14 protein-coding genes are annotated in these 21,811 nt (G+C 70.6%); 6 read left to right on the forward strand and 8 right to left on the reverse strand.

Annotation, left to right across the window (positions count from 1 at the left end; genetic code table 11):
* Positions 1 to 72 precede the first annotated feature (72 nt).
* Complete coding sequence (locus V5F61_RS18815; RefSeq protein ID WP_393989271.1) at positions 73 to 1,374, forward strand: alpha-hydroxy acid oxidase; 1,302 nt, start codon at positions 73 to 75, stop codon at positions 1,372 to 1,374.
* On the forward strand, positions 1,371 to 2,825 hold the full coding sequence (locus V5F61_RS18820) for an FAD-binding oxidoreductase (RefSeq protein ID WP_393989270.1): 1,455 nt from the start codon (positions 1,371 to 1,373) through the stop codon (positions 2,823 to 2,825). The genes V5F61_RS18815 and V5F61_RS18820 overlap by 4 nt, the downstream gene beginning before the upstream one ends.
* Positions 2,826 to 3,124: 299 nt before the next feature.
* On the opposite strand, the gene V5F61_RS18825 is transcribed toward V5F61_RS18820, so the two are convergent.
* From V5F61_RS18825 to V5F61_RS18860, 8 genes are all read right to left on the reverse strand, one after another.
* On the reverse strand, positions 3,125 to 4,711 hold the full coding sequence (locus tag V5F61_RS18825; protein WP_393989269.1) for a multicopper oxidase family protein: 1,587 nt from the start codon (positions 4,709 to 4,711) through the stop codon (positions 3,125 to 3,127).
* A 1,017-nt stretch (positions 4,712 to 5,728) separates the two neighbouring features.
* A complete protein-coding gene (locus V5F61_RS18830; RefSeq protein ID WP_393989268.1) occupies positions 5,729 to 6,616 on the reverse strand; it encodes a transporter in 888 nt (295 codons plus the stop codon).
* A gap of 71 nt (positions 6,617 to 6,687) precedes the next feature.
* Positions 6,688 to 7,530 carry a hypothetical protein gene (locus tag V5F61_RS18835; protein ID WP_393989267.1) on the reverse strand — a complete coding sequence of 281 codons (843 nt, stop codon included), beginning with the start codon at positions 7,528 to 7,530 and terminating at the stop codon, positions 6,688 to 6,690.
* Complete coding sequence (locus tag V5F61_RS18840) at positions 7,527 to 9,803, reverse strand: hydantoinase B/oxoprolinase family protein (protein WP_393989266.1); 2,277 nt, start codon at positions 9,801 to 9,803, stop codon at positions 7,527 to 7,529. Before V5F61_RS18840 ends, V5F61_RS18835 begins: the two co-directional genes overlap by 4 nt.
* A 180-nt stretch (positions 9,804 to 9,983) precedes the next feature.
* Complete coding sequence (locus V5F61_RS18845; protein WP_393989265.1) at positions 9,984 to 12,140, reverse strand: hydantoinase/oxoprolinase family protein; 2,157 nt, start codon at positions 12,138 to 12,140, stop codon at positions 9,984 to 9,986.
* Positions 12,141 to 12,240: 100 nt separating this feature from the next.
* Positions 12,241 to 12,627: an acetone carboxylase subunit gamma gene (locus tag V5F61_RS18850; protein ID WP_394104065.1), complete on the reverse strand. Its 387-nt coding sequence runs from the start codon at positions 12,625 to 12,627 to the stop codon at positions 12,241 to 12,243.
* Positions 12,628 to 12,643: 16 nt separating this feature from the next.
* Positions 12,644 to 14,575: a hydantoinase/oxoprolinase family protein gene (locus V5F61_RS18855; protein WP_394104066.1), complete on the reverse strand. Its 1,932-nt coding sequence runs from the start codon at positions 14,573 to 14,575 to the stop codon at positions 12,644 to 12,646.
* Between the two features lie 431 nt (positions 14,576 to 15,006).
* Positions 15,007 to 17,025 (reverse strand): sigma-54-dependent Fis family transcriptional regulator, encoded by a 2,019-nt coding sequence (locus V5F61_RS18860; protein ID WP_393989262.1) that lies wholly within the window; start codon positions 17,023 to 17,025, stop codon positions 15,007 to 15,009.
* Positions 17,026 to 17,480: 455 nt separating this feature from the next.
* Here V5F61_RS18860 and V5F61_RS18865 point away from each other — a divergent pair, with 455 nt between their 5' ends.
* The 4 genes from V5F61_RS18865 (at position 17,481) to ihpB (ending at position 21,657) form a co-directional block, all read left to right on the forward strand.
* The gene (locus V5F61_RS18865) at positions 17,481 to 18,677 is read left to right on the forward strand and encodes a CobW family GTP-binding protein (RefSeq protein WP_393989261.1); all 1,197 of its coding nucleotides are present in this window, start codon (positions 17,481 to 17,483) and stop codon (positions 18,675 to 18,677) included.
* 216 nt (positions 18,678 to 18,893) lie between these two features.
* Positions 18,894 to 19,319, forward strand: coding sequence for a hypothetical protein (locus tag V5F61_RS18870; RefSeq protein ID WP_393989260.1), 426 nt, complete (start codon positions 18,894 to 18,896; stop codon positions 19,317 to 19,319).
* A 65-nt stretch (positions 19,320 to 19,384) separates the two neighbouring features.
* Positions 19,385 to 20,671 (forward strand): TolC family protein, encoded by a 1,287-nt coding sequence (locus V5F61_RS18875; protein WP_394104067.1) that lies wholly within the window; start codon positions 19,385 to 19,387, stop codon positions 20,669 to 20,671.
* Positions 20,668 to 21,657: a divalent metal ion exporter adaptor subunit IhpB gene (gene ihpB / locus V5F61_RS18880; protein ID WP_393989258.1), complete on the forward strand. Its 990-nt coding sequence runs from the start codon at positions 20,668 to 20,670 to the stop codon at positions 21,655 to 21,657. Before V5F61_RS18875 ends, ihpB begins: the two co-directional genes overlap by 4 nt.
* Positions 21,658 to 21,811: the final 154 nt, after the last annotated feature.

Raw genomic sequence — 21,811 nt, forward strand, 5'->3', positions numbered from 1 at the left:
TAATTATTTGCGGTGATGAGGCGCGCGGCTCTACCAAGAAAGGCAACAAGAACAGACACGAGGAAACGCGCCATGACGCGCCTATCATCGGGCACGCTGCCGCCTCCGGCGTCGGCGCCCGCCAGCTCTCCGCCGCAGGGGCCCGCCGCGCAGGCCTGGGGCGCGGGCTCCGGCACCAGCGCCGCCGCCCGCCTCCGGCAGCGCATGCCGACGCTGGACCATCTGGAGCGGGCCGCCCGCCGCCGCATTCCCCGCTTCGCCTTCGATTTCCTGGAAGGCGGCACCGGCGCCGACGTGGGCGTGCGGCGCAATCGCGCCGCCCTCGACGCGGTGGAACTGGTGCCACGCTACGGCGCGCCCGCGCCCGCGCAGACCGAGGTGGAGCTGTTCGGCACCCGCTATGCCGCGCCCATCGGCATCTCGCCGGTGGGGGTGGACGGGCTGGTGTGGCCCGGCGCGACGCTGCTCCTGGCCCGCGCGGCGGCCAGGGCGCGCATTCCCTACATCACCGGCACGCTTGCCGGCGCGTCCATCGAGGAGGTGGCGGCGCTGGCCGGGGACTGCACCTGGTTCCAGCTCTACGGCCTGCCCCGGCATGACCATCGCATTACCTTCGATCTGGTGCGCCGCGCGGAGGCGGCCGGCGCCCGCGCCCTGGTGGCGACGCTGGACGCGCCGGTGCGCTCCAAGCGCCCGCGCGACCTCGCCAACGGCCTCGTGGTGCCCTTCCGCGCCACCGCCCGCACGGTGCGCGACGTCGCCCTCGCGTGGCCGTGGGCGCTGGCCCTGCTGAAGGCCGGCACGCCCGCCTTCGCCAACATGACCCCCTATGTGGAGGCCCCCGCCACCCTGGCGAAAACGGCGGGCTTCGTGCAGGGCGAGATCAAGGGCACATTCTCCTGGGAGGCGGTGAAGCGCTTGCGCGATGCCTGGCCCCGCGCCCTGGTGATGAAGGGCATTCTGCACCCCGCCGATGCGGAGATGGCGGTCTCGATCGGGGTGGACGGCATTCTCGTCTCCAACCACGGCGGCCGGCAGCTCGATGCCGCGCCGGCGGCCATCGACGTGCTGCCGGCCATCGCCGTGGCGGTGGCGGGGCGCGCCACCGTGCTGTTCGACAGCGGCATCCGCTCCGGGCTCGACGTGGCGCGGGCGCTCGCCCTGGGCGCGCACGGCACCTTCTGCGGGCGCGCCTTCCTCATCGGCCTCGCCGGCCTCGGCGACGGCGGGGCGGATCATGTGGCGGACCTCCTCGCGGAGGAACTGCAGGTGGCCATGGGCCAGCTCGGCGCGGCGGACCTTACCGCCCTCGCGCGCGTGATGCGGCGCCATGCCGGCGCCGTTTCCTTCGGCGCACAGGAGGCGCGGCCATGAGCGGCACCGTGGTTCCCCCGTTGGGCGACGGCGTCGAGGATCGCCTGAAGGCGGTGGTCGGCCCCGCCGGGGTCCTGGAGGCGCCGGCGGATACGGAGCCCTACCGCACCGGCTTCGGCGGCGCTTTTCGCGGCGCTGCGCGGCTGGTGCTGCGGCCGGCTTCCACCGCGGAGGTGGCGGCTGTCGTCTCCCTGTGCTGTGCGGCGCGCATTCCCATGGTGCCCCAGGGCGGCAACACGGGCCTTGCCGGGGGCGCCTCGCCCGATGGGTCGGGGCAGGCGGTGGTCATCTGCCTCGATCGCATGCGGCGGGTGCGGGCGCTGGATGCGGCCAACGACACCCTCACCGTCGAGGCCGGCGCCACCCTTGCCGAGGTGCAGGCGGCGGCCGAGGGCGTGGACCGCCTGTTCCCGCTGTCGCTGGCCTCCGAGGGATCGTGCCGCATCGGCGGCAACCTCGCCACCAATGCCGGCGGCACCCAGGTCCTGCGCTACGGCAACATGCGCGCGCTCACCCTGGGGCTGGAGGTGGTGCTGCCGGACGGGCGCATCTGGAACGGCCTGCGTGGCCTGCGCAAGGACAATGCCGGCTATGACATGAAGCAGGTGTTCGTCGGCTCGGAGGGCACGCTGGGCCTCATCACCGCCGCGACCCTGCGGCTGTTCCCCCGCCCCCGCACGACCGAGACGGCCATGCTGGCGATCGCCGACGCGGGCGCGGCGGTGCGGCTGCTCGGCCTCGCCCGCGGCCTGCTGGGCGAGAGCCTGACCGCCTTCGAGCTGATGCGGGCGCCGAGCCTCATTCACGCCATCGCGGCGGTGCCCGGCCTCGCCTCGCCGTTCGCCGTCGCCCATCCCTGGTACCTGCTCGTGGAGGCGAGCGGGCAGGACACGGGCGACGGCCTGAAGGCGGCGCTGGAAGCCTTTCTGGAGCGGGCCTGCGAGGACGGGCTGGCGGAGGACGCGGTGGTCGCGGCATCCCTCGCCCAGCGCCAGCGGCTGTGGGCCCTGCGCGAAGCCCAGGCCGAGGCGCAGAAGCATGCGGGGCAGGGGGTGAAGCACGACATCTCCGTGCCGGTCTCCGCCATTCCCGCCTTCCTTGCCCGCGCCGACGCGGCGCTGGCGCAGGCGTTTCCAGGCATCCTGCCCTTCACTTTCGGCCACGTGGGGGACGGCAACCTGCACTACAATCCCGTCATGCCCGCCGGCTGGTCCGCGGACGAGCGCGCCACCGGGGCGGCGGCCATTACCCGCATCGTCCACGACGTGGTGGCGGACCTCGGCGGCTCCATCAGCGCCGAGCACGGCCTCGGCCAGCTGCGCGTGGCCGAGGCCGAGCACTACAAGGCGCCGGTGGAGCTGGCGATGATGCGGGCGCTGAAGGCCGCGTTCGACCCCCTCGGCCTCATGAACCCCGGCAAGGTCCTGCGGGCGCCCCCGGACGTCGGGTAGGGCGGCGCTCCCCGCTCGCCCGGAGCGGACCCGACGCGCCATTGATGCCTGCGGGCAGCCCTGTGCCCCGCTCCCTCCGTCGCATGGGGGAGCGGGCTTGGTCGGGTGCGGGCGCGCCATGACGTTGCGGTGTTTCCGCATTGAGAATCCGGCGGCGTCATATGCCAGGTGCCGCGCCGGTCCCGTGGCCGGCGGATGCCACGCCACGGCGAACCCGCGCGCAGGCGCCTGCGCGGCAGGCGCCGCCCGCTGCGTGCCGCTCGCGCCGTCGCCCGGCCGAGTGCCCTCGCCGTTCCGGCTCAGGCCACCTTCACCACCGCCATCATGCCGGTGGCCATGTGGTAGAGGTGGTGGCAGTGGAGGAACCATTCGCCCTTGGGCCCGGCATCGAAGGCGACGGTCACCGGCATGTGCGGGGGCACCATCACCGTGTCGCGCAGCGCGCCGGAGAACCGCCGCGCGCCGATGCCCACCACCTGGAAATGATGCCCGTGCAGATGCATGGGGTGGCTCATGGAGGTGGGGTTCATGAAGGTCATTTCCACCCGCTGGCCCTGGCTGACGGCAAAGGGCTCCGCCTCCCCATAGGTGCGGCCGTTGATGGTCCAGCGATAGCCGGGCTCCTCGCCGAGCATGATGGGGAAGGTCTTGTCGGCCGTGCGCGGCGCGAGGGGCTTGGCGGCGGCGAGGCGCCCTTCGAACGTGAGGTCGAGGAGGCCCTGCGGCTGCTCCGTCGCTTCGGCGATGCGGGCAATGGAAGCGCCCGCGGTCGCCAGGACGATGCCGGTGCGGCGGGGCGAGGCCTCCACCTGCGCCAGCACCGGGAAGGCGCCGCCGCCCGCCGGAATGTCCGCGACGAGATCGATGCGCTGGCCCTGGGCCAGGGGAAATGCCTCCGCTTCCACCGGCAGGCAGGGTGTGCCGTCCACGGCGACGCAGCGGGGCTTCAGGCCGGGCATGGTGATGAAGAAGGCGGTGGCGGTGCCGCCGTTGATGATGCGCAGCCGCACGCGCCCGCCCTTCTCCACCGTGACCACCTCCGGGTCGGCGAGGGTGCGGCGGTTGGCGAGGAAGGCGTCATAGTCGATGTCGTTGGCATGCGCCGACATGCCGCCCATGCCTCCGCTCGCGCCGGCTCCCATGCCGTGCGCCATGTGGCCGCCGTCCTGACCGGCCGGCGCGGCCCCCATCATGCCGCCGCCCGCACCGCCGCCCATGGCCCCCATGCCGCCCATGCCGTGTCCCGAATGGTCCATGCCCGGCATCGCCATTCCCGCCATGCCCTGCATCGGCTGGCCCTGCATCTGCTGGCCCATGCCGTGGCCCCCATGGGCGCCGTGCGCGTTGGCACCGCCGAGCCCGGCCAGGATCTCCTCCGGGCTGCGGAAGGAGAAATCGTGCAGCATCACCACCACGTCCTGCGTATCGCCCGCATCCGTCTCGCGGGTGACGAGGGGCGCGGCGAGCAATTGCTGCTCGCTCAGGGTGTGGGAGTGCATCCAGTGGGTGCCGGGGGTGAGGAGGAAGTCCACGTGGTCGCTTGCGCCGGGGGCCAGCTCCCCGCCGTTCGGGCGGGCGCGGTCCTGGTCCGCCGGGGCGAAGATCTGGCCGTGCCAGTGCATCACGGCGGGGGTCTGCGCGGCATTGAGGACCGCGCCGGAAAGGCGGTCCCCTTCCTTCGCGAAGATGCCTTCGCCGGCCGGCCCCTTTACGGTGAACACCTTGGCCGCTTTGCCGTTCACGTCGAGAATGACGCTCTCCACGGTGATAAGCGGGGCCGCGAAGGCGCGGCTCCAACCGCCGGAGAAGGCGAGTGCGCCGGCGGCGGCGCTGCCGGCGAGAAAGGCGCGGCGGGAGGGGCTGGGCTGGAATATCGGTCGGGTCATGGTCGGCCTCCTTGGCCCGCCTCCCGCAAGGGGGGCGAAGCGGGGCGGGATGGGATTTCCAGGAGCTGTGTCGGGCCTTGGCCTGGGCAGCGCGGGTGCGCACAGGCGGGTGTCTCGTCCGCCTCCACCTTGGTGCCGAGGGGCTTGCGGCCGCCCTGGGGCGGCGTGGCGGCGGGGACGGTCAGGGTCGCGGCTGTTGCATCCACCGTGCCGCAGGCCGTGGCGGTTGCGGCGAGGTCGTGCGCCCGTGCGCCTGTCGCCGGGGCCGCGCCGGCGCCCGCTTTCCGCCGCTGAGGGAAACCCATGCCTCGACCCGCCCGTTGGCAACTCCGGTACGGGAGCCTGATAGCGCCGCGGTTGTCACCGCGCGTATCGCTTCTGTATCAGTTTGTTTCAGGCTGGGGGCGGATCGCTGCCGTGAAGCCTCCGGCGGAGGCGGCTCCGCATCCACTACAGCACGGCGTGGATGCGGGCGAGCAATGCGCGGGGGTGATGGGCTTGGCCAGATAGTTGTCCACCCCTGGTCCAGTCCCACGGCCCATTCACTGCCGCGCGCGGCCAGCATGATGGTGGGCATGTGGCAGGGGCGGCGGATGTCCCGTCATAGGGCAGGCTCGTTCGTGCCGAGCCGCATGATGTCGAGGAGAGCGAGGTTCGCGGGGAGCCGTGGTCAAGGTGTCCCGTATCCCGCGCCCATCCTGTGTGGAGCTGGCCTTCAGCTCGTGCGCGCGGGAACTTGCCGGCGAGGCGGAGGATCTCGGCGGCGTCCACGATGCGAGCGCGGCCGTGGGGGGCACGGGCTGGGCATTCCCGCTTTGCTCCGGCCATGGCCCACGGGCGCCGCGGGAGCCCGTCTTGTCCCCTTCCGCACGGCGCTTCGCGCGGCTCGTGCGATCTGGCCGGAGGCGGGAGGCCATGCGGCTTCTCCCGCCTCCTTCCCCCGCGCCGCCGCCGCCCGCTACCGGCCCCGGACGAGGTCTTGCCCGGTGCGCGCGGTCGCGGCGGCGGAGGGGGTGCTCAGAACACCTGCATCAGGCGCAGCGTGCCGCGGAAATCCTCGGGGAACCCGCCCGAGGTGTTGAAATCACGCTGCACCGAAGCCATGGCCTGGAAGGTGGGCGTGATGAACTTGGACAGCTCCAGCCGCACCTGGTCGCGCTCGGTGGCGTTGCCGGTGGCGACGCCGGCCAGATACTCCGTGCCGCCCCAGAACCTCGAATAGCCGGCCGCCGCCGACCACGTGGGCGCAAAGGCATAGGAGAGCCACGCCTGGAGCTGATAGGTGTTGTCCTGCGTCAGGGTCTGGCTGCCGCCCCCGGCATCGGTGTTGGAGCCATACCAGATGACGTCGCCGGAGAGCTGCAGGGCGAAGCCGTTGCCGAGGCCCTGGTACCAGGCGCCTTGCAGATCTAGCTTCCAACGGTTCTCGCCCATGTTCAGCGCCTGGCCGGAATCGTACTGCCCGAGCGGCACGAACAGGTAGGGGGCGAGGGCGACGTAGCTCTCGCTCGCCTTGTTGTTCACGAGCCAGACGACGCCGGAGAGGATGGGGTCGCCCGCGCCGGCGGCGGAACTCAGCTCCGCCCCGTCGAGGCGCCCGTTGTAGAGCGTGCCGGCCGGCAGCAGCGCCTGCGCGGCCATCCGCATCCCCGCGAAATCGAAATAATGCACGTAGCGCAGGATGTTCACGTAGGAATCGAGATTGGTCTCCCGCGAGATCGTCGTCCCCGAGGCGCTCACATATTCACTGCGGGTGGCGTATTGGCTGTAGAACAGCAGCAGGTTGGTGCCGGCGGGCGCGGGCAGGTAGTCGGCGGAATTGATGTCTATGGCATGCGCGGCCTGGGGCCCGGCCAGAAGGCCAAAAACGCCCCCGAGGCGCGCAAGCTTCCGGATGCGGCTCATGTGTCCTCCCGTCATTTGTTTTTGATTGGTGCGCCCGTGGCGCCGGCCGGCGACCGGCGCCACGGGCCGTTTCAGGCGCGCAGGCGCGCGAGCTGGTGCAGCACCGCCTCCGGCTGGGCGGTCTCGGGGATCTCCGCGAAGTAGAACTGGCCGGCGCCGAGGGGCGCGAGCGGACCCGCCTCCCAGAGCGCCGCGCTGACGTCGAGCCCGCGGGCGAGGTCCCCGCCCGCGGCCGGCACCGGCGAGATGACGGTGTCGAAGTCCGCCGCCGCGCCATCCGCCGCGCCGCGCAGGGCGACGCCCCAGCGGTAGTGCCGGGCGGTGTTCACCAGCGTCCGGTACGCGCCGGCATCGCCCGCCATGCCGCCGGCATCCTCCTCCACCAGCAGCCCGCCGACGGGATGGACCGACACCGCCCGTACGAGGTCGGCCATGTACATGGTCGCATCCTCGATCAGGTCGGCGTCGATCTCGATGCCGGCGCGGCCGGCGGCGGCCGCCGCCTCCGCGAGCCAGCATCGCGGCGCGGGCAGGGCGAGCACCAGCGGCGCCTGTCCGCGCAGGCTCGCCGCCACCGCTTCTACCACCTCGCTGAGCAGCCGGCGCGGTCCTTCCTCCTCCAGCATGCGCTTCAGGGGGAAGGCGGGGCGCTTCTTCGCGCCCATCTCGGCCTTGAGGGCGGGATGGCGCGCGAGCCAGGAGCGGTAGAGGTCGCCCACGTCCACCACCGCCACGTCCGGGCGCAGCAGGCCCTGGGCCTGGTTGAAGAAGGCAAGGTAGCCGGCCGCGCTCTCCCAGGGGTCGCCATCCTCCCCCAGGAGGAGCCGCCGGGCATAGCCCGACGACTTCAGCCATACGCGCAGCCCGCTCGTCCCGGAAGGCCGGGGCAGGGCATCGGCGAGGCGGGCGCTCATTGCTTCTCGCCTCCCATCGCGCCCACGGCGGCGAGGCGCGCCTCCAGCTCGGCGATGCGCACGTCCTTCGGGTGCGCCATGTAGTTGGGGCGCGGGGTTTCGGCGGCGCGGGTCTTCTCCGGCGCGCCCATGTAGAGCACCGAGACATCATCGCCCCACGCGCCGAAGTACTGGAGATGGGACGGGGGCTTGGGCTTGCTCCAGTCCTTCACGAACTCGGAATAGGGCCTGGAGCGGGCGATGCGCGCCTTGCGCTCGGCGGCGCGGGCCGCCTCGGTCGCGGTGTCGTCGATGGCGAGGGTCTCGGGGTCGAACACCACCTTGTAGAGGCGCGCGGCCACCGCCGGGGAGATGAGGCCCTCCTCGATGTCCTTGATGATGCCGCGCGGATCGCGCTCCAGGAGATCGCCATAGCCCGCGCCGGCGCCCTGGGAGATCATGAACAGCTCGCCGCGCTTCGAGATCTCGAAGCCCATGCCCATGTGGTGGGTGGTGTAGCTCGCGCCCTCGAAGGGCTGCTCGTTCATGATCTCCTCGATGGAGTGCCTGAACTTCTCCGGGGTGTTCATGAGCACCTCGTAGACGTCCACGCCCTGCACCTTGGAGAGCGGGTAGGTGCCGCAGGCATAGCCGCCGAATAGGCCCTGGAGCGGCGGGATCTTGGCGCCCTGGGCGGTGGTCATGAAGCCCCACTGCTCGCTGTCCTTGGTGGCCACCATCATGGTGTAGCCCTGGCCGCCGCGATACTTGCCGGGGGCGATGGCGTCGCGTGTCATCTTCTTGGACACGAGCTGGAGGAAGGGCACTTCCTCCTCGTTCAGCTCCTGCTCGCCGATGTCCGCCATGGTGGCGAAGATGGGGGCCAGCGCATGCTCGCCGTCGCGGTCGATGGTGGCGCCGGCGCCCATGCCGTTGAGGTCCGCGCAGAGGTTGCCCAGCGTCTCGCCGTGCTGGGAGACGCCGCCCCAGATGAAGGTGTTGATCATGTTGAAGGTGGGCGCGTGCACCTTCGTGAACTTCTCCGGGCAGGAATAGAGGAACTTCGCCACCGCGTGCTGGCCCGCCGTGAAGCCCGTGAAGATGGACATCAGCGACTGCGAGTTGGGCGCGTCGTAGGAGCAGTTGACGATGGAGTGGGGGTCGGTGATGACCTCGATGGGCGCGAACGCCGCCTGGCCGCGCGGCAGGTCCGGCCACACATAGCACAGGAACACCTGCGCCAGCATGCCCTTGAGCCCCGCCACGATGGTGTTGGTGGCGCGGTTGGTGAACTCGGGCGCGGAGCCGCGGAAATCGAAGATCAGCCGGTCGCCGGTCTTGGTGAGCTTGCAGTTGATCTTGACCACGCAGTTCTCGCGCAGGGTCGAGTCCTGGATGATGTAAGTGCGCACCGTCATGTCCGGCCATTCGGAAACGCGACGCTTCACCTCGGCGCGCACGTTCTCCATGGTCAGGCGCAGGGTGGAGACGAGGGCCTCCGGGCCATCGGTGTTCAGCGTCTCCTCGAGGCGCTGCTTGATGCGCAGGCAGGCGAACAGCTTCACCTTCATGTCTTCATACTGCAGCTTCGGCTCGCGCACCGAATTCTGCAGGAAGGTGAGGATGTCGCGCTTGATCTGGTAGTTCTCGACCACCTTGAAGGGCGACATCTTCAGCCCCTCGTCGGAGGGGCTCTCCGCCATGGAGGGCATGCCGCCGGGCTCGATGGCGCCGTTCTCGCCCTCGTGCACGGTGGAGGCCACCCAGCACACCAGCTTGCCCTCGTGGAAGATGGGCAGGATCATGGACTGGTCGGTGTTGTGCACGTTGCCGTAGCGGCTGTCGTTGTGGATGAAGCCGTCGCCTTCGCGCACGCCCACGGTGGGGTCGTTCATCCAGTTCTTGATGATGAACTTGATGGGGTGGTGCACCAGCGCCGAGAAGATCAGCACGCCGCCGGCCGAGGCGATGGCGAGATCGCCGGAGGCCGAATACACGCCGGTGATGACGTCGCCCCACTTGGCGCCGGGGGCGGCGCCCATCTGCTCCACCATCTCGTAGCCTTCGTCGCAGCCGGACTGGATGCGGTCGCGGATCTTGGCGATGATGTGGCTGTCGGCCACCTTGGCGATGGCCTCCTCCTCCTGCGCGCTGCGCGGCATGAGGTCGTGGTTCTGCATGATCTCGGGATCGGGACCGAGGAACAGGGTGGTGTCGTTCAGGAACTTCTGGACGAGGGCGACGTCCTCGGCGCTGGGCAGCTTGCCGCGGCCGGTGTTGCTCATGTCGTTCATGGGGTGTCCTCCCGGACTGTCTTCGCGGATTGTCTCGCGATGGGCGCTTGCCCCCCGCCGTGGCGGGGGGCCCGGTGTCAGAGCATTTTCCGCCCACACAGGCTCGCGGGTCATGCTCTAGATCATTGAGTTGACGCGTTTTCTTTGCGCGAACCGGGTTCCACTTCGCTCGAAAACGCTCTAGTGCGTGATCGCGGGCGTCTTGGCGCGCAGGAACCAGGAGGCGCCCTGCTTGGCGGCGACGAAGGTCCAGCCGGGGTTGACCAGGAAGGTCGTGACCTCCGAGGCGACGATGGCCGGTCCCTCGATGGCGACGCCGGGCAGGATCGCGGCGCGGCTCCACACCGGGGTTTCCACCGGCCCGTCCTGGCCCACGAAGTGGCACACGCGGGTGGAGGCGGGCGGCGGAGGCGCCTTGCGCTCGGCCTCGGGCACCGGCTTGATGTCCTCGAAGCGCACCGTCTCGTGGTGGACGTAGGCCGCCACGCGGATGGTGTTGATGCGGATGCCCGCCTCCGGCGCCTGCGAGCCCTCGCCGAACCGCTTGCCGTAGTCCGCCGAGAACTGGGAGATGACGGAGAGCACGTCCGCCGCCCCGTTGACCTCGTGCTTCTCGATCACCGCCGTGGTCTGCACGAGCTGGTTGCCGTAGCGCATGTCCAGCTCGAGGTTGTGGCGGATATCGGCCAGCGGCACGCCCTGGCGCAGGAGGTCCTGGGTGCCGCGCTCCTTCAGGTCGGCGACGATGGCGTTGAAGCGGTCATAGTCGTCGAACAGGGCGCGGGTGTTGGAGTCGTACAGCACCATGTAGAGCGACTGCTCGTGGATATGGAGCTGGTGCATGTTGCCCGCGCCCACCGCCGAGAAGACGGAGGAGAGCGGCGGGGCCAGGATGCGGTCGATGTTGAGGTTCTGGGCGATGCCGCAGCAGTGCAGCGGGCCGTTGCCGCCATAGGCGAGCATGGTGAAGTCCTTGGGGTCGTAGCCCCTGGCGCGCAGCTCGGTGAAGAGCCCGTTGGCCATGTTGTCGTCCACCTTCTCGCGGATCAGCAGCGCCGCCTCGATCACCGAGCAGTCCAGCTCGTCGCACAAGGTGTCCTCGATGGCCGCCTTGGCCCGGCGCGGGGTGAGCGGAATGGAGCCGCCGGCGTAGTTCTCCGGGTCGAGATAGCCCAGCAGCAGGTCGGCGTCGGTGACGGTGGGCCGCATGCCGCCACGGTCGTAGCAGGCGGGGCCGGGGTCGGAGCCCGCGCTTTCCGGGCCGCACTTCACGGTCTTGTACATGCGGTCGTAGGAGGCGATGGAGCCGCCGCCGGCACCGAGCGTGACGAGGTGCACCATGGGCACCGAGACCAGCCAGCGGTCGATGACGGGGTTGAAGTCGTAGTGCTTCACGCCACCTTCCACCACGATGCCGATGTCGTAGCTGGTGCCGCCCATGTCGGTGGCCACCACGTTGCCGAGGCCGGTGAGCATGGCGAGATGCTCGGAGGCGCCGATGCCGGAAACCGGGCCGGAATGGATGGTCTGCAGCGCGTCGGTGGAGTTGAGCTGCGCCATGCCGCCGGAATTGTGGATCACCAGCATGGGCTTCTCGTACCGGTGCGCACGCAGGTTCTGCTCCAGCGCCGAGAGCGCGTGGTACATGGTGGCGTGCAGGTAGCCGTCCACGATGGCCGAGGTGGCGCGCACATACTCGCCCTTTCGCCCCGCCACCTGGTGGGAGAGGATGACCGGGATGGCGCCGAGCAGGTGGGAGGGGTATTCCTCCAGCAGGATTTCCTCGATGCGCTGCTCGTGGGCCGGGCTCACCACCGCGTTCACCAGCGCCACCACGATGATCTGGGCGCCGCGGTTGACCAGCTCGCGGATCTGGACGCGCACGTCCTCCTCGTCGAGGGGCATCACCAGCTTGCCCTGGAAGTCCACCCGCTCGCGGATGCCGCGGATCATGTGGGCCTCCACCAGCGGATCGGGCCGCTGGGCGTTGGGCATGTCCTGCTGGCCCAGGTTGTCGAGCCCCTCGCCGTAGCCGCGGGCGCGGCTCAGCGGCACGGTCGCCTCATAGCCGGCGGTCACCAGCATGCCGATGCGCGGGCCCTTGTGCTCGATGAGGGCGTTGGTGCCGAGGGTGGTGGCGTAGCGCACCGAATCCACCGCGCCGAGAATTTCCTCGAGCTGGAGGCCCAGCACGTTGCAGGCCTTGCCCAGCGCTTCGTTGAAGCCCATGGCGAGGTTGTGGTGGGTGGTGAGGGCCTTGGCCTCGATATACTGCTGGTCCCAGACCACGAAGCAGTCGGTGAAGGTGCCACCGATGTCGACGGAAACGCGTTTCATGTCTCCTCCCTGAGGCATTGGAGTGGGCGCGGGGCGCCGCTGATGTTGTTGTCTTCGCCGCGAAGGGCGGCTCCCCCGCCGTCAGGAGGGGGAGGGTTCTTCAGTGGCCGTGGCCGTCCTCGCGGGCGACCGCCGGGCCGGCATAGGGCACGGCCGCCTCGCCCCGCGCGGCCCACTGGGCCTTCAGGGCGTCGAGGTCCACTTCCATGTCGTAGAGCGGGGGGTGGCCGGGAACGGCGTATTCGGTCTCCACCTGCGTGCCGCAGTGCGGGCAGCAGTATTCGAGAATGCGCACCCATTCCGGGTCCGGGCTGAAGGTGAAGCGGTACTTCTCCGGATCGATGATCGGCGGATGGATCTCGGTGGGATCACGATCGTGGACGAGCAGTCCTTCCTTGTAGTTTCCGCGCGCGGGCGCGATCTCGTGATCGCACACGCGGCATTCCCACTTCTCCGACCCGAGGTCGATGCGGAGATACTCGGTCATCGCGACTTTCATCTCTTCAATCCTTCCGGCTCAGCAGGATGTCTCCCGCATCGCTGATGACGAACTGCCAGCCCTCGGGGACGCGGCAGGTGAAATAGTCTTCCTCCAGGACGGCGGGGCCGGCTGCGAAATCGCCCGCCGCGAGATCGGCGAGGCGATGGACGGGCACATCGATGCGGCCCTGGCCGCGGATCAGCACGTTGCGCTTGCCGTGGGCGGGGGCGGGCGCCTTGGGGGCGAAGGCGGCGGCCTTCTCGGCGGCCGAGCGCAGGCTCTTGACCGCCTTCAGCTCCAGTTCCACCGCGCGCGCCGTGGCGAAGGCGGCCGGTACCACCGGCTGGTCGCCGAGCACGAATGTCTCGGTGCGCCCGTCGCCGAAATCCGCCACCAGACGGGCCTCGATGGTGTAGCTGCCCTCGGCGCAGCCTTCCGCGAACATGTCGCGGGCGGCTTTCACCTTCAGCGCGGCCAGCGTCCCGGCCAGCGTCGCGGGATCCGAGATCGTCGCCTGGTAGCGCTGGGAGATGTCGCAGGCGCCGATGCCGTAGGCGGAGAACACCGCCGCCATCTGCGGGATGGCGACGCGGCGGATGCCGGCCTTGTCGGCCACGCCGCAGGCGTTGAGCGGCCCGGCGCCGCCGAAGGCGAGCATCACCGTTTCCGGCGAGATGGTGGTGAAGCGATGGAGCTCCGCCGCGATCTTCTCCTCATAGGCGAATTCCATGCGCAGCAGCGCTTCGTCGAGGCTCGCGCCGAGCGGCTCCGCGATGCTGGCGGTGATCGCCGCCGCCGCGCGGTCCTGGTCCAGCCCCATGCCGCCGCCGAAATAGGAGGTGGGATCGAGCAGGGCGCTGAGCAGGCTGGCGTCGGTGATGGTGGCCTCGCGTCCGCCACGGCCGAAGCAGGCCGGGCCGGGCACCGCGCCCACGCTCTCGGGGCCGATGACGATGCGCCCTTCCACCACCTTGAAGATGGAGGAGCCGCCCGCGCCCGCGCTCAGGATCTCGCACAGGGGGAAGGACACCGAGATGCCCTCCACGTGGCCGCGCCGCACCTCGGCCACGGTGCCGTCCTTGTACTGGCCGATGTCGGTGGTGGTGCCGCCCACGTCGATGGAGACGGTGTCGGTGAAGCCGTAGCGCCGCGAGAAGGCCTTCATGCCCTCCATGCCGCCGCGCGGGCCGGAGGAATAGGTCTTGATGGCGATGGTCTTCGCCACGCGGGAGGCGTCGCCGTCGTTGCGGAAGATCAGCAGCGGGTTCTTGGTGCGGTAGGCCCGCAGCCGGTTCTCCGCATTGTAGAGGAACGCCTCCATGGAGGGGTGCAGGAAGGAGTTGATGAGCGCGGTCCAGGTGCGCCGCTCCCCGCCCACGTCGGTGGTGAGGTCCGAGCCGTAGAGGATCGGCACCGCCCCCAGCAGGTGGCGTGGATACTTGCGCAGGGCGATGAGGCGGAAGCGGTCCTCGAGGGCGAGGAAGTCCGGCCCGTCGAAGCTCACGACCAGCCGGTTGGCGCCGGCGGCGGTGAGGGCGTTGATGGCCTTGACCACCTCCACGTCGGCCGCCTCGCCGTTGATCGTGGCGGCGTCGAGGAACACGATGCGGTCGCCCACCAGGGCCTCGAACACCTCGGCGTCATGGGCGGCGAGGCGGCTCGGCAGGTCGCGCGCGGCGGCGTCGAGGATGAGGCCGAGGCGCGGGCCCTTGCGCTCGCAGATGGCGTTGGTGCCCTGCGTGGTGGAATAGCGGATGAGATCCACCTCTTCCAGCAGGCGTTTCACGTCCGGCGCCCCGTAGAGCACGCCGGAGGCCTTGGTGAGCCCCTCGAAGAAGCATTTGCTGAGATCGTAGGGGGTGGTGAGGACCTTGGTCTTCTTCACCACGTCATCCGCCATGATGCAGATGTCGGTCAATGTGCCGCCGTTGTCGATATTGATCTGCAGAGCCATGCGAGCTGTCTCCTCCCTTTTCTTTTGGGGTGCCGAGGCGCGGCCGCGTGTCCCGCCCTCGCGGCGGGGCGGTCGATCGCGTCGCCGTTCTGATCGCAAGGCGCGTGCCAGGAGGTCTGCGGTCGTGCCGGATTAATATTTTCATTGAGTCCGCTACATTTCGAGATAGCCGGAATAAAACTGCATCCCCGTGCGCGACTGCTTTGCGAATACGTGTCCGAAAACCAAACGCTCTTGTGCGACGCGGGAGCCTCCCGCCGCGATGCGAAAAGGCGCGCGGCGCAAAAAAGAACGCCGCCGGTTGGGGCCGGCGGCGTGGAGGAGGTCTTTCGGGGGAATCGAAAGCGGTTCTTACTTGGCAAGCGGCGTGCCACCGTGGAGATCGCTCGGCCGGGCTGGTCCGCGGCGAACGGCGGCCCGCCGCAGGCGTGTTACATCTGCGTGCGGCGGACCTCGTCCACCGTTCCTTCCAGGTCATAGCGGCGCAGCTTGGCGTACACGGTGCTCTTGGCGATGCCGAGGCTGCGCGCCACCGCGGTCACGTTGCCGCGGTGAGCCTGCATGGCGCCGATCAGCGCCGCGCGTTCCGCATGCTCCATGCCGCTGAGGCCGGCCGCCGGCGGGCGCGGGCCGAAGGCGGCGTCCGCCGGCGCGACGCCCGGCTCGGACGGCGTGCGGATTTCGTCCGGCACGTCGGCCTCCCCGAGCTCCGGGCCTTCGCCGATCAGGAGCATGCTCTCGATGACGTTGCGCAGCTCCCGCACGTTGCCGGGCCAGCCGTAGGCGGCGAACAGCTCCAGCACGCGGGGCGAGAGCGGGCGCGCCGGCACGCCCTGGCGCCGGGCGAGCTCGTCCACCAGCCGTTCCGCGATAAGGGGAATGTCGCCGGCGCGCTCGCGCAGGGCCGGGATGGTGATGGAGGTCACCGCCACCCGGTAGAACAGGTCCATGCGGAACTGGCCGGCCTGGATTTCCTGCCGCAGGTCCCGGTTGGTGGCGGCGATCAGGCGGAAGTTCACCTTGCGCGGGCGCGTCTCGCCGATGCGGTAGACCTCGCCGGCCTCGAGCACCCGCAGGAAGTGCGGCTGCAGGTCCTTCGGCATCTCGCCGATCTCGTCGAGGAACAGGCTGCCGCCGTCGGCGGCCTCGATCTTGCCCGTCATGCCCCCGCGCCGGGCGCCGGTGAAGGCGCCTTCGGCATAGCCGAACAGCTCGCTGGAGAGCAGCTCGCGCGAGAGGCCGCCGCAGTTCAGGGCCACGAACGGGCCGTCGCGGCCGGGGCTGGCGGCGTGCAGGGCGTGGGCGAACACGTCCTTGCCCACGCCGGTTTCTCCCAGCAGCAGCACCGGTGCGCGGCTCTTGGCGAGCTGCTCGGCGCGGGCGACGGCCTGCCGCAGCGCCGGCGAGCGGCCCACCAGCCGGCCGAAGGGGCCGGAGGGGGCAGGGGCCTCCGCCGCGCGCGGCGCGGGCGCGGGCCCGGCGCGGCCGGGAATGGCGAGCACCACGCCGAGCCGCTCGCCATCCACCACCACCGGCTCCAGCCATTCGCGTCGCACCCAGGCAGGCAAGCCGCGGGGCAGCTCGTCGTCGCGGCGCCAGTCGAGGCGCAAAGCGGAGATGTCGGTGGAGGGCAGGTCGGCATGGCGCCGCTTCAGGTCGAGTAGCGCATCGCCGGCGGCGCCGTTGGCCTTCACCGCGCGTCCGCGCCGGTCGAACACGATGACCCCGTCGGTGGTGCCGCCGGAAAGGCGCTCCATGCAGCGCTCCAGCAGCCGCAGGCGCGCGTCCATCTCGATCTGCGCGAGGCGGTTCTCGATGCGCCCGGCGGTGGCCACCACCAGGGCCAGGCTGTGCCGGTTGAAGGTGTCCGAGAGGCCGGACACGTCCACCACGCCGAGGATGGAGCCGTCATAGGGATCGCGGATGACGTCGGCGGAGCAGGACCAGCGCTTGATGCCCGAGCAGAAATGCTCGGCCGAGTGGATCTGCACCGGCTGGCCGACCGCGATGGCGGTGCCGATGGCGTTGGTGCCGCAGGCCATCTCGCTCCAGGTGGCACCGGAGAGCAGGTGGATGTTCTCTGCCGCGCCGCGCAGGCGCTGGTCGCCCTCCAGGTTCAGGATGACCCCGGCGTCGTTGGTGAGGACCATCACCGTTCCGGTTTCCGAGAGGAACTCGCGCGCGGAGGCCATCACCGGCGCGCTCGCCTCCAGGAGGTCGCCGCACCGGTCGCGCAGGGAATAGAGGCTGTCCTCCCGCATCGGCGGGGGGGCCTGGTCGCGTCGCGGGTCCACGCTGCCGGAGAGGCAGCGGCGCCAGGAATCGTCCACGAGGCGGCGCAGGGCGTCGGAGCCCTCCGGGTCGCCGCCGAGGAAGCGCTCCCACGACGTCATGATCTTCTGGTCGTTCTCGGGCACCGAGAAACGCTGTCCGGGCCTTGAGAAAGGCATTCTCTTTCCTCCCCCTGCGCCGTTCCCGCATGGCGGGACGGGCGTGCCGCCCGGGACAGATCTTGAGTCTGGCTTCCTGGGGCGGGCTTTGGCGTGTGTCCTGCGCGGCTGCACGGGTCCAGTCGTGCGTTCCCAAGCCGCGGGCCCGGGCTGCGGGCCGCTGTGGTGGACGTTCCGTCGGCGCCGTTGGGGCGTCCGCACGGTGGCGAATGTGAAAGCCTAGCATCGATCATGCCAGCGCGCATCGGGGCGTGGGCGGGAACTTTGAGGTTTCCAGGGCGCCCCATGCCCTTGCGTCCGGCGACTGCCGGGCAGTTCGATTTTCAAACCCGTGCGGCCGAAAATCGAACGCTTCCGGTGCCCGCTGCCGGCGCGCGTGCCATCCGGCCCCGTGGCACGCCGGTTGCTGCGCCCGCCGGCAAAGCACCGGGCGAAGGCCCGAACGGAGGAACGCCATGACCGACCCCGCAGCCGCCCTCGATGCCCGCATTCCCGTGACCCTGCTCACCGGCTTTCTCGGCGCCGGCAAGACGACGCTGCTCAACCATCTTCTGGCGCAGGATGCCTTCGCGGGCACCGCGGTGCTCATCAACGAGCTGGGCGCCATCGGCATCGACCAGCACCTGGTGCAGCATGTGGGCGAGACCACGGTGGTGCTCGAATCCGGCTGCATCTGCTGCGCCGTGCGCGGCGATCTGGTGGCCGCCCTGAAGGAGCTGCACGAAAAGCTCTCCCGTCGCCAGCTCCCGCACGTGCGCCGGGTGGTGATCGAGACCACCGGCCTCGCCGACCCCGTGCCGGTGGTGTGGACGCTGATGGAGGAGCGCTTCGTCGCCGCCCGCTTCCGCTGCGATGGCGTGGTGACGGTGGTGGACGCCGGCCTGGGCGCGGCGCAGCTCGATGCCCACGAGGAGGCACGACGGCAGGTGGCCCTGGCCGACCGCATCGTGATCTCCAAGCCGGATCTCGCCGGCCGGTCCGCGCGCGAGGCGCTGGAGGCGCGCCTTGCCGCGCTCAATCCCACGGCGCCGCGCATGACGGCCTCGCATGGGGTCATCGCCACCGACTGGGTGGCGGGCGCCGGTGTCTATGCACCCTCGGATCGGGCGGCGCGGCTCGGGGCGTGGCTGGGCGCGGAGGAGGCGCCGGCGGCGCAGCACGAGGGGGGCGTCGCCAGCTTCACCCTCCATTTCGGCCGGCCGGTGCCCTGGAAGGGATTCTGCGTGGCCCTGGGCGGCGTGCTGGCGGATCACGGCGACCGCATCCTGCGCCTGAAGGGGCTGATGAACGTGGCGGGGCTGGCCGGGCCGGCGGTGGTGCAGGCGGTGGGGCGTGTCGCCTATCCCGTGGTACGCCTGCCGCGCTGGCCGGGGCATACGGGCCGTTTCGACCGCGGGCGTTTCGACATGCGCGGGCGGCTGGTGTTCATCACCCGGCATCTGCCGGAGGAGGGGCAGGCGGACATCCGCCGGCGGCTCGAGGCTCTGCCGGATGATGACGCCGCCCTGCGCGCCGCCGCCACCACGCCGCTGCTGCCGACCCGCTGCTGGCTCGGCGCGCGCATGCCCCAGGCCGGCCGTGGCGGTTTCGAGATCGAGGGCTGGCGGGTCCAGCCCCTGCGCGCGGCCGACCGTCGCCCCGTTCCGGCCTGAGCTGAACCCGGAACGGCGCCTTGCCCCGCCGGGAGCGCTGGCTTTGCCGGCGGCCGGATGTTCCGGCAGGAAAGTAACATCATCGAGAGTCTTCATCCCTCTTCTTCGCGAACGAGAAGATCGGGCCTCCGGATACAGTGTCACGGGGAAATTCTTTTGTGCAGGCGCCGTCTCGCGCTGCTTGACAGGCTGGCGATTTTCGAGCCATTGAACGTCATGCTCCGCATCGCGAACCGCATGATGAATCTTTGCCGCGCCCTGGCGTTTCGCCGGAGCGTGGTGATTGCGCTCGTCGTGGGTCTCTTCGCGGGCCCGATGCTCAACGTGCTGACCACCCGCCACGCTGAAGAGGCGGAGGCGGCCGTTGCCGGTTTGTCGCTGGGCTTTTCCGATCCCGCCGGGCTTTTGCCGGACGTCCTCGCGGCGGAACACGCCGCAGAGCAGTCTCAAAGCGGCGACAGATCTTCTCCGCTCGCCGACACGTCCACCGTGGATCACGGCTGCCACGGCTGTGCCGCCTTCGTGCTGCCCTTGGTGGTCACCGCGCGTCCGGGCGACCTGACGTCCACCCGTGTCGCGATTGAGCCGGCCGCCGTCGCCGGCCGCACCGTCCCCACCGAAATCCGTCCCCCCTGCGCCTGATCTGATCTCTGTCCGCGTGCGGGCGCTTGGCGCCTGCGCTCAGCTCACAGCCATCGGATCAGACCATGTCGCCTCGTGCCCTCGCGCGTGCGCTTGTGGCAGCCCTCGTGCTGCTTCCGGCGTCGCAGACGCGCGCCGAATCCGCGCGCCCACAGTCCACGCGTTCCCTCGCCTTGACCAGCGCCCTGGCCAGCGCGCTCGCCGCCAATCCCCGCCTCACGGCGGCGGAACGGGACATCGGCATGGCCTCTGGCCGGTCGACGCAGGCCGCCGCGCTGCCCAACCCGGCCTTGTCGCTGGAGGTGGACAACGCCATGGGCTCCGGCTCCTACCAAGGGCTGGATCTGGCGGAACAGACGCTACAGATCAGCCAATTGGTGGAGCTGGGCGGCAAGCGCGAGGCGCGCATGGCCGCCGCCGGCGCGGGCATTACCGTCGCGCGCTGGGAGCGTGAGGCGACCCGCCTGCAGGTGCTGGCGGAGACCACGGCGGCTTTCTCCGCGGTGCTGGGCGCGCAGCAGCGTGTCGCCATATTGGAGCAGCAGGCGGCGGCCATCTCCCGCCTGTCCCCGCTGCTGCAGACGCGGGTGGAGGCGGGCGCCTCCTCTCCGGCGGAGATCTCCCGCGCCCGCGTCGCCGCCGATTTTGCCACGGTGGAACTGGACCGGGCGAAGGCCGCGCTCGGCACCGCCCGGCGCGAGCTGGCCCTGCTCATGGGCCAGGGCGAGGCGAAGTTCGGCCGCGCCGCCGGCAACCTGTTCAAGGTGAGCGCCCCGCCGCCCTTGCCGCGCCTCGTCAAGGATGCCCAGGGCAATCCGCAGCTCACGCGCTTCACCGCCATCCAGGGTCAGCGCCGGGCGGAGCTGCGCGCGGCCCAGGCGAAGACCGTGCCCGACGTGACCCTCGGCGTCGGCTACCGCCACTACAACGAGACCGCCGACAGCGGCATGCGCCTCACCCTCTCGGTGCCGATCCCCGTGTTCGACCGCAACGAGGGCGGCATCTATGAGGCGCAGGAATCCCTGCGCCGGGCGGAGGCGGAGGAGGCCATCGCCCGCAGCGCCCTCATTTCCCAGCTCGGCCGCGCCCACGACACGCTGAAGGCGGCCCATGAGGAGATCAGCCTCCTGCGCGCCAGCACCATCCCCGGCGCGCGCAGCGCCTTCGAAGGGGTGGAGCGCGGCTATGGCGAGGGCCGTTACACGCTGCTGGAGCTGCTGGACGCCCAGTCCGCGCTCACCGATGCGTCGCTGCGCGAGCTCGACGCCCTGGTCAATTTCCACACCGCGCTCGCCACCATCGAGGGCCTGACCGGCCGGCCGGTGAACCTCAGCAAGGGAAAGACGAAATGAGCCGCACGGCGCGACGCGACCTGGCGATGCTCGTGGTCGGCCTCGTGGCCGGCGCGGGTGCGCTTTATGCCTTCCAGGGCCCCACGGCGCCTGTCGCCGGCACTGTGGCCGCCGCGGGCGGGCATGGCGCCGAAGGGGGCCACGGCGAGGGCGGCGAATCCCACGGCGAGGGCGCCGTGGAGCTGAACGACGCCAAGCTTTCTGCCGCCGGCATCGGCCTTGAGACGGCGGGGCCGGAGAAGCTGCGGCAGAAGCTGCGGCTCAACGGCCTGGTGCAGACCAACCAGGAGACCGTGGTGCAGGTGACGCCGCGCTTTCCCGGCATCGTCCGCGAGATCAGGGCGCGCATCGGCGACACGGTGCGCAAGGGCGACGTGCTCGCCGTGATCGAGAGCAACCAGAGCCTGACCACCTACGACCTGAAGGCGCCCATCGGCGGCACGGTGGTGGACCGGCAGGTGGCGCTGGGCGAATACGTCTCCGAGCAGAAGCCCGCCTTCGTGGTGGCGGACCTCTCCACCCTGTGGGTGGATCTCTCCGTTTATCGTCGTGATTTCGCGCGGGTGCGCGCCGGTGACAGGGTGGAGGTGGACCCGGACGACGGCGGCGCGCCCATCGCCGGCGAGGTCGCCTATGTCTCGCCCATCGGCGCTTCCGACACGCAGACCGCGCTCGCCCGCGTGGTGATCCCCAATGACGGCCTGCGCCTGCGCCCCGGCCTGTTCGCCGTGGGCACCATCACGCTCGCGGAGAAGCCGGTGGATCTCGCCGTGCGCACCGGCGCGCTGCAGGCCATCGACGGGCGCACGGTGGTGTTCGTGCGCAACGGCGGCGCCTTCGAGCCGCGCGACGTGGAGATCGGCGCGCGCGACGCCGAGTGGGCCGAGGTGCTGTTCGGCCTGATGCCGGGCGATGTCTATGCCGCGAAGAATGCGTTCGTGGTCAAGGCGGAGCTCGCCAAGGGGAGCGCCAGCCATGAGCATTGATCTCACGCCACGGATTGATCCTGCGCCCCAGGAGGATCTGAAGCTTTTGACCGCGCTCATCCATCCCCACCTCGAGGGACGGGTGGTGCGGGCGCTGCAGGAGCTGCCGCAATTCCCCGGCTTCACGCTGGTGGAGGTCCGCGGCCAGGGCCGT

The sequence above is a fragment of the Xanthobacter sediminis genome, from assembly GCF_043195015.1.
Lineage (GTDB): Bacteria > Pseudomonadota > Alphaproteobacteria > Rhizobiales > Xanthobacteraceae > Xanthobacter.

What these genes read in the sequence shown, in the direction of transcription:
- V5F61_RS18815 (WP_393989271.1), top strand. Translation starts at nt 73, where the DNA reads ATGACGCGCCTATCATCGGGCACGCTGCCGCCTCCGGCGTCGGCGCCC.
- V5F61_RS18820 (WP_393989270.1), top strand. Translation starts at nt 1,371, where the DNA reads ATGAGCGGCACCGTGGTTCCCCCGTTGGGCGACGGCGTCGAGGATCGC.
- V5F61_RS18825 (WP_393989269.1), bottom strand. Translation starts at nt 4,711, where the DNA reads ATGACCCGACCGATATTCCAGCCCAGCCCCTCCCGCCGCGCCTTTCTC.
- V5F61_RS18830 (WP_393989268.1), bottom strand. Translation starts at nt 6,616, where the DNA reads ATGAGCCGCATCCGGAAGCTTGCGCGCCTCGGGGGCGTTTTTGGCCTT.
- V5F61_RS18835 (WP_393989267.1), bottom strand. Translation starts at nt 7,530, where the DNA reads ATGAGCGCCCGCCTCGCCGATGCCCTGCCCCGGCCTTCCGGGACGAGC.
- V5F61_RS18840 (WP_393989266.1), bottom strand. Translation starts at nt 9,803, where the DNA reads ATGAACGACATGAGCAACACCGGCCGCGGCAAGCTGCCCAGCGCCGAG.
- V5F61_RS18845 (WP_393989265.1), bottom strand. Translation starts at nt 12,140, where the DNA reads ATGAAACGCGTTTCCGTCGACATCGGTGGCACCTTCACCGACTGCTTC.
- V5F61_RS18850 (WP_394104065.1), bottom strand. Translation starts at nt 12,627, where the DNA reads ATGACCGAGTATCTCCGCATCGACCTCGGGTCGGAGAAGTGGGAATGC.
- V5F61_RS18855 (WP_394104066.1), bottom strand. Translation starts at nt 14,575, where the DNA reads ATGGCTCTGCAGATCAATATCGACAACGGCGGCACATTGACCGACATC.
- V5F61_RS18860 (WP_393989262.1), bottom strand. Translation starts at nt 17,025, where the DNA reads ATGCCTTTCTCAAGGCCCGGACAGCGTTTCTCGGTGCCCGAGAACGAC.
- V5F61_RS18865 (WP_393989261.1), top strand. Translation starts at nt 17,481, where the DNA reads ATGACCGACCCCGCAGCCGCCCTCGATGCCCGCATTCCCGTGACCCTG.
- V5F61_RS18870 (WP_393989260.1), top strand. Translation starts at nt 18,894, where the DNA reads ATGCTCCGCATCGCGAACCGCATGATGAATCTTTGCCGCGCCCTGGCG.
- V5F61_RS18875 (WP_394104067.1), top strand. Translation starts at nt 19,385, where the DNA reads ATGTCGCCTCGTGCCCTCGCGCGTGCGCTTGTGGCAGCCCTCGTGCTG.
- ihpB (WP_393989258.1), top strand. Translation starts at nt 20,668, where the DNA reads ATGAGCCGCACGGCGCGACGCGACCTGGCGATGCTCGTGGTCGGCCTC.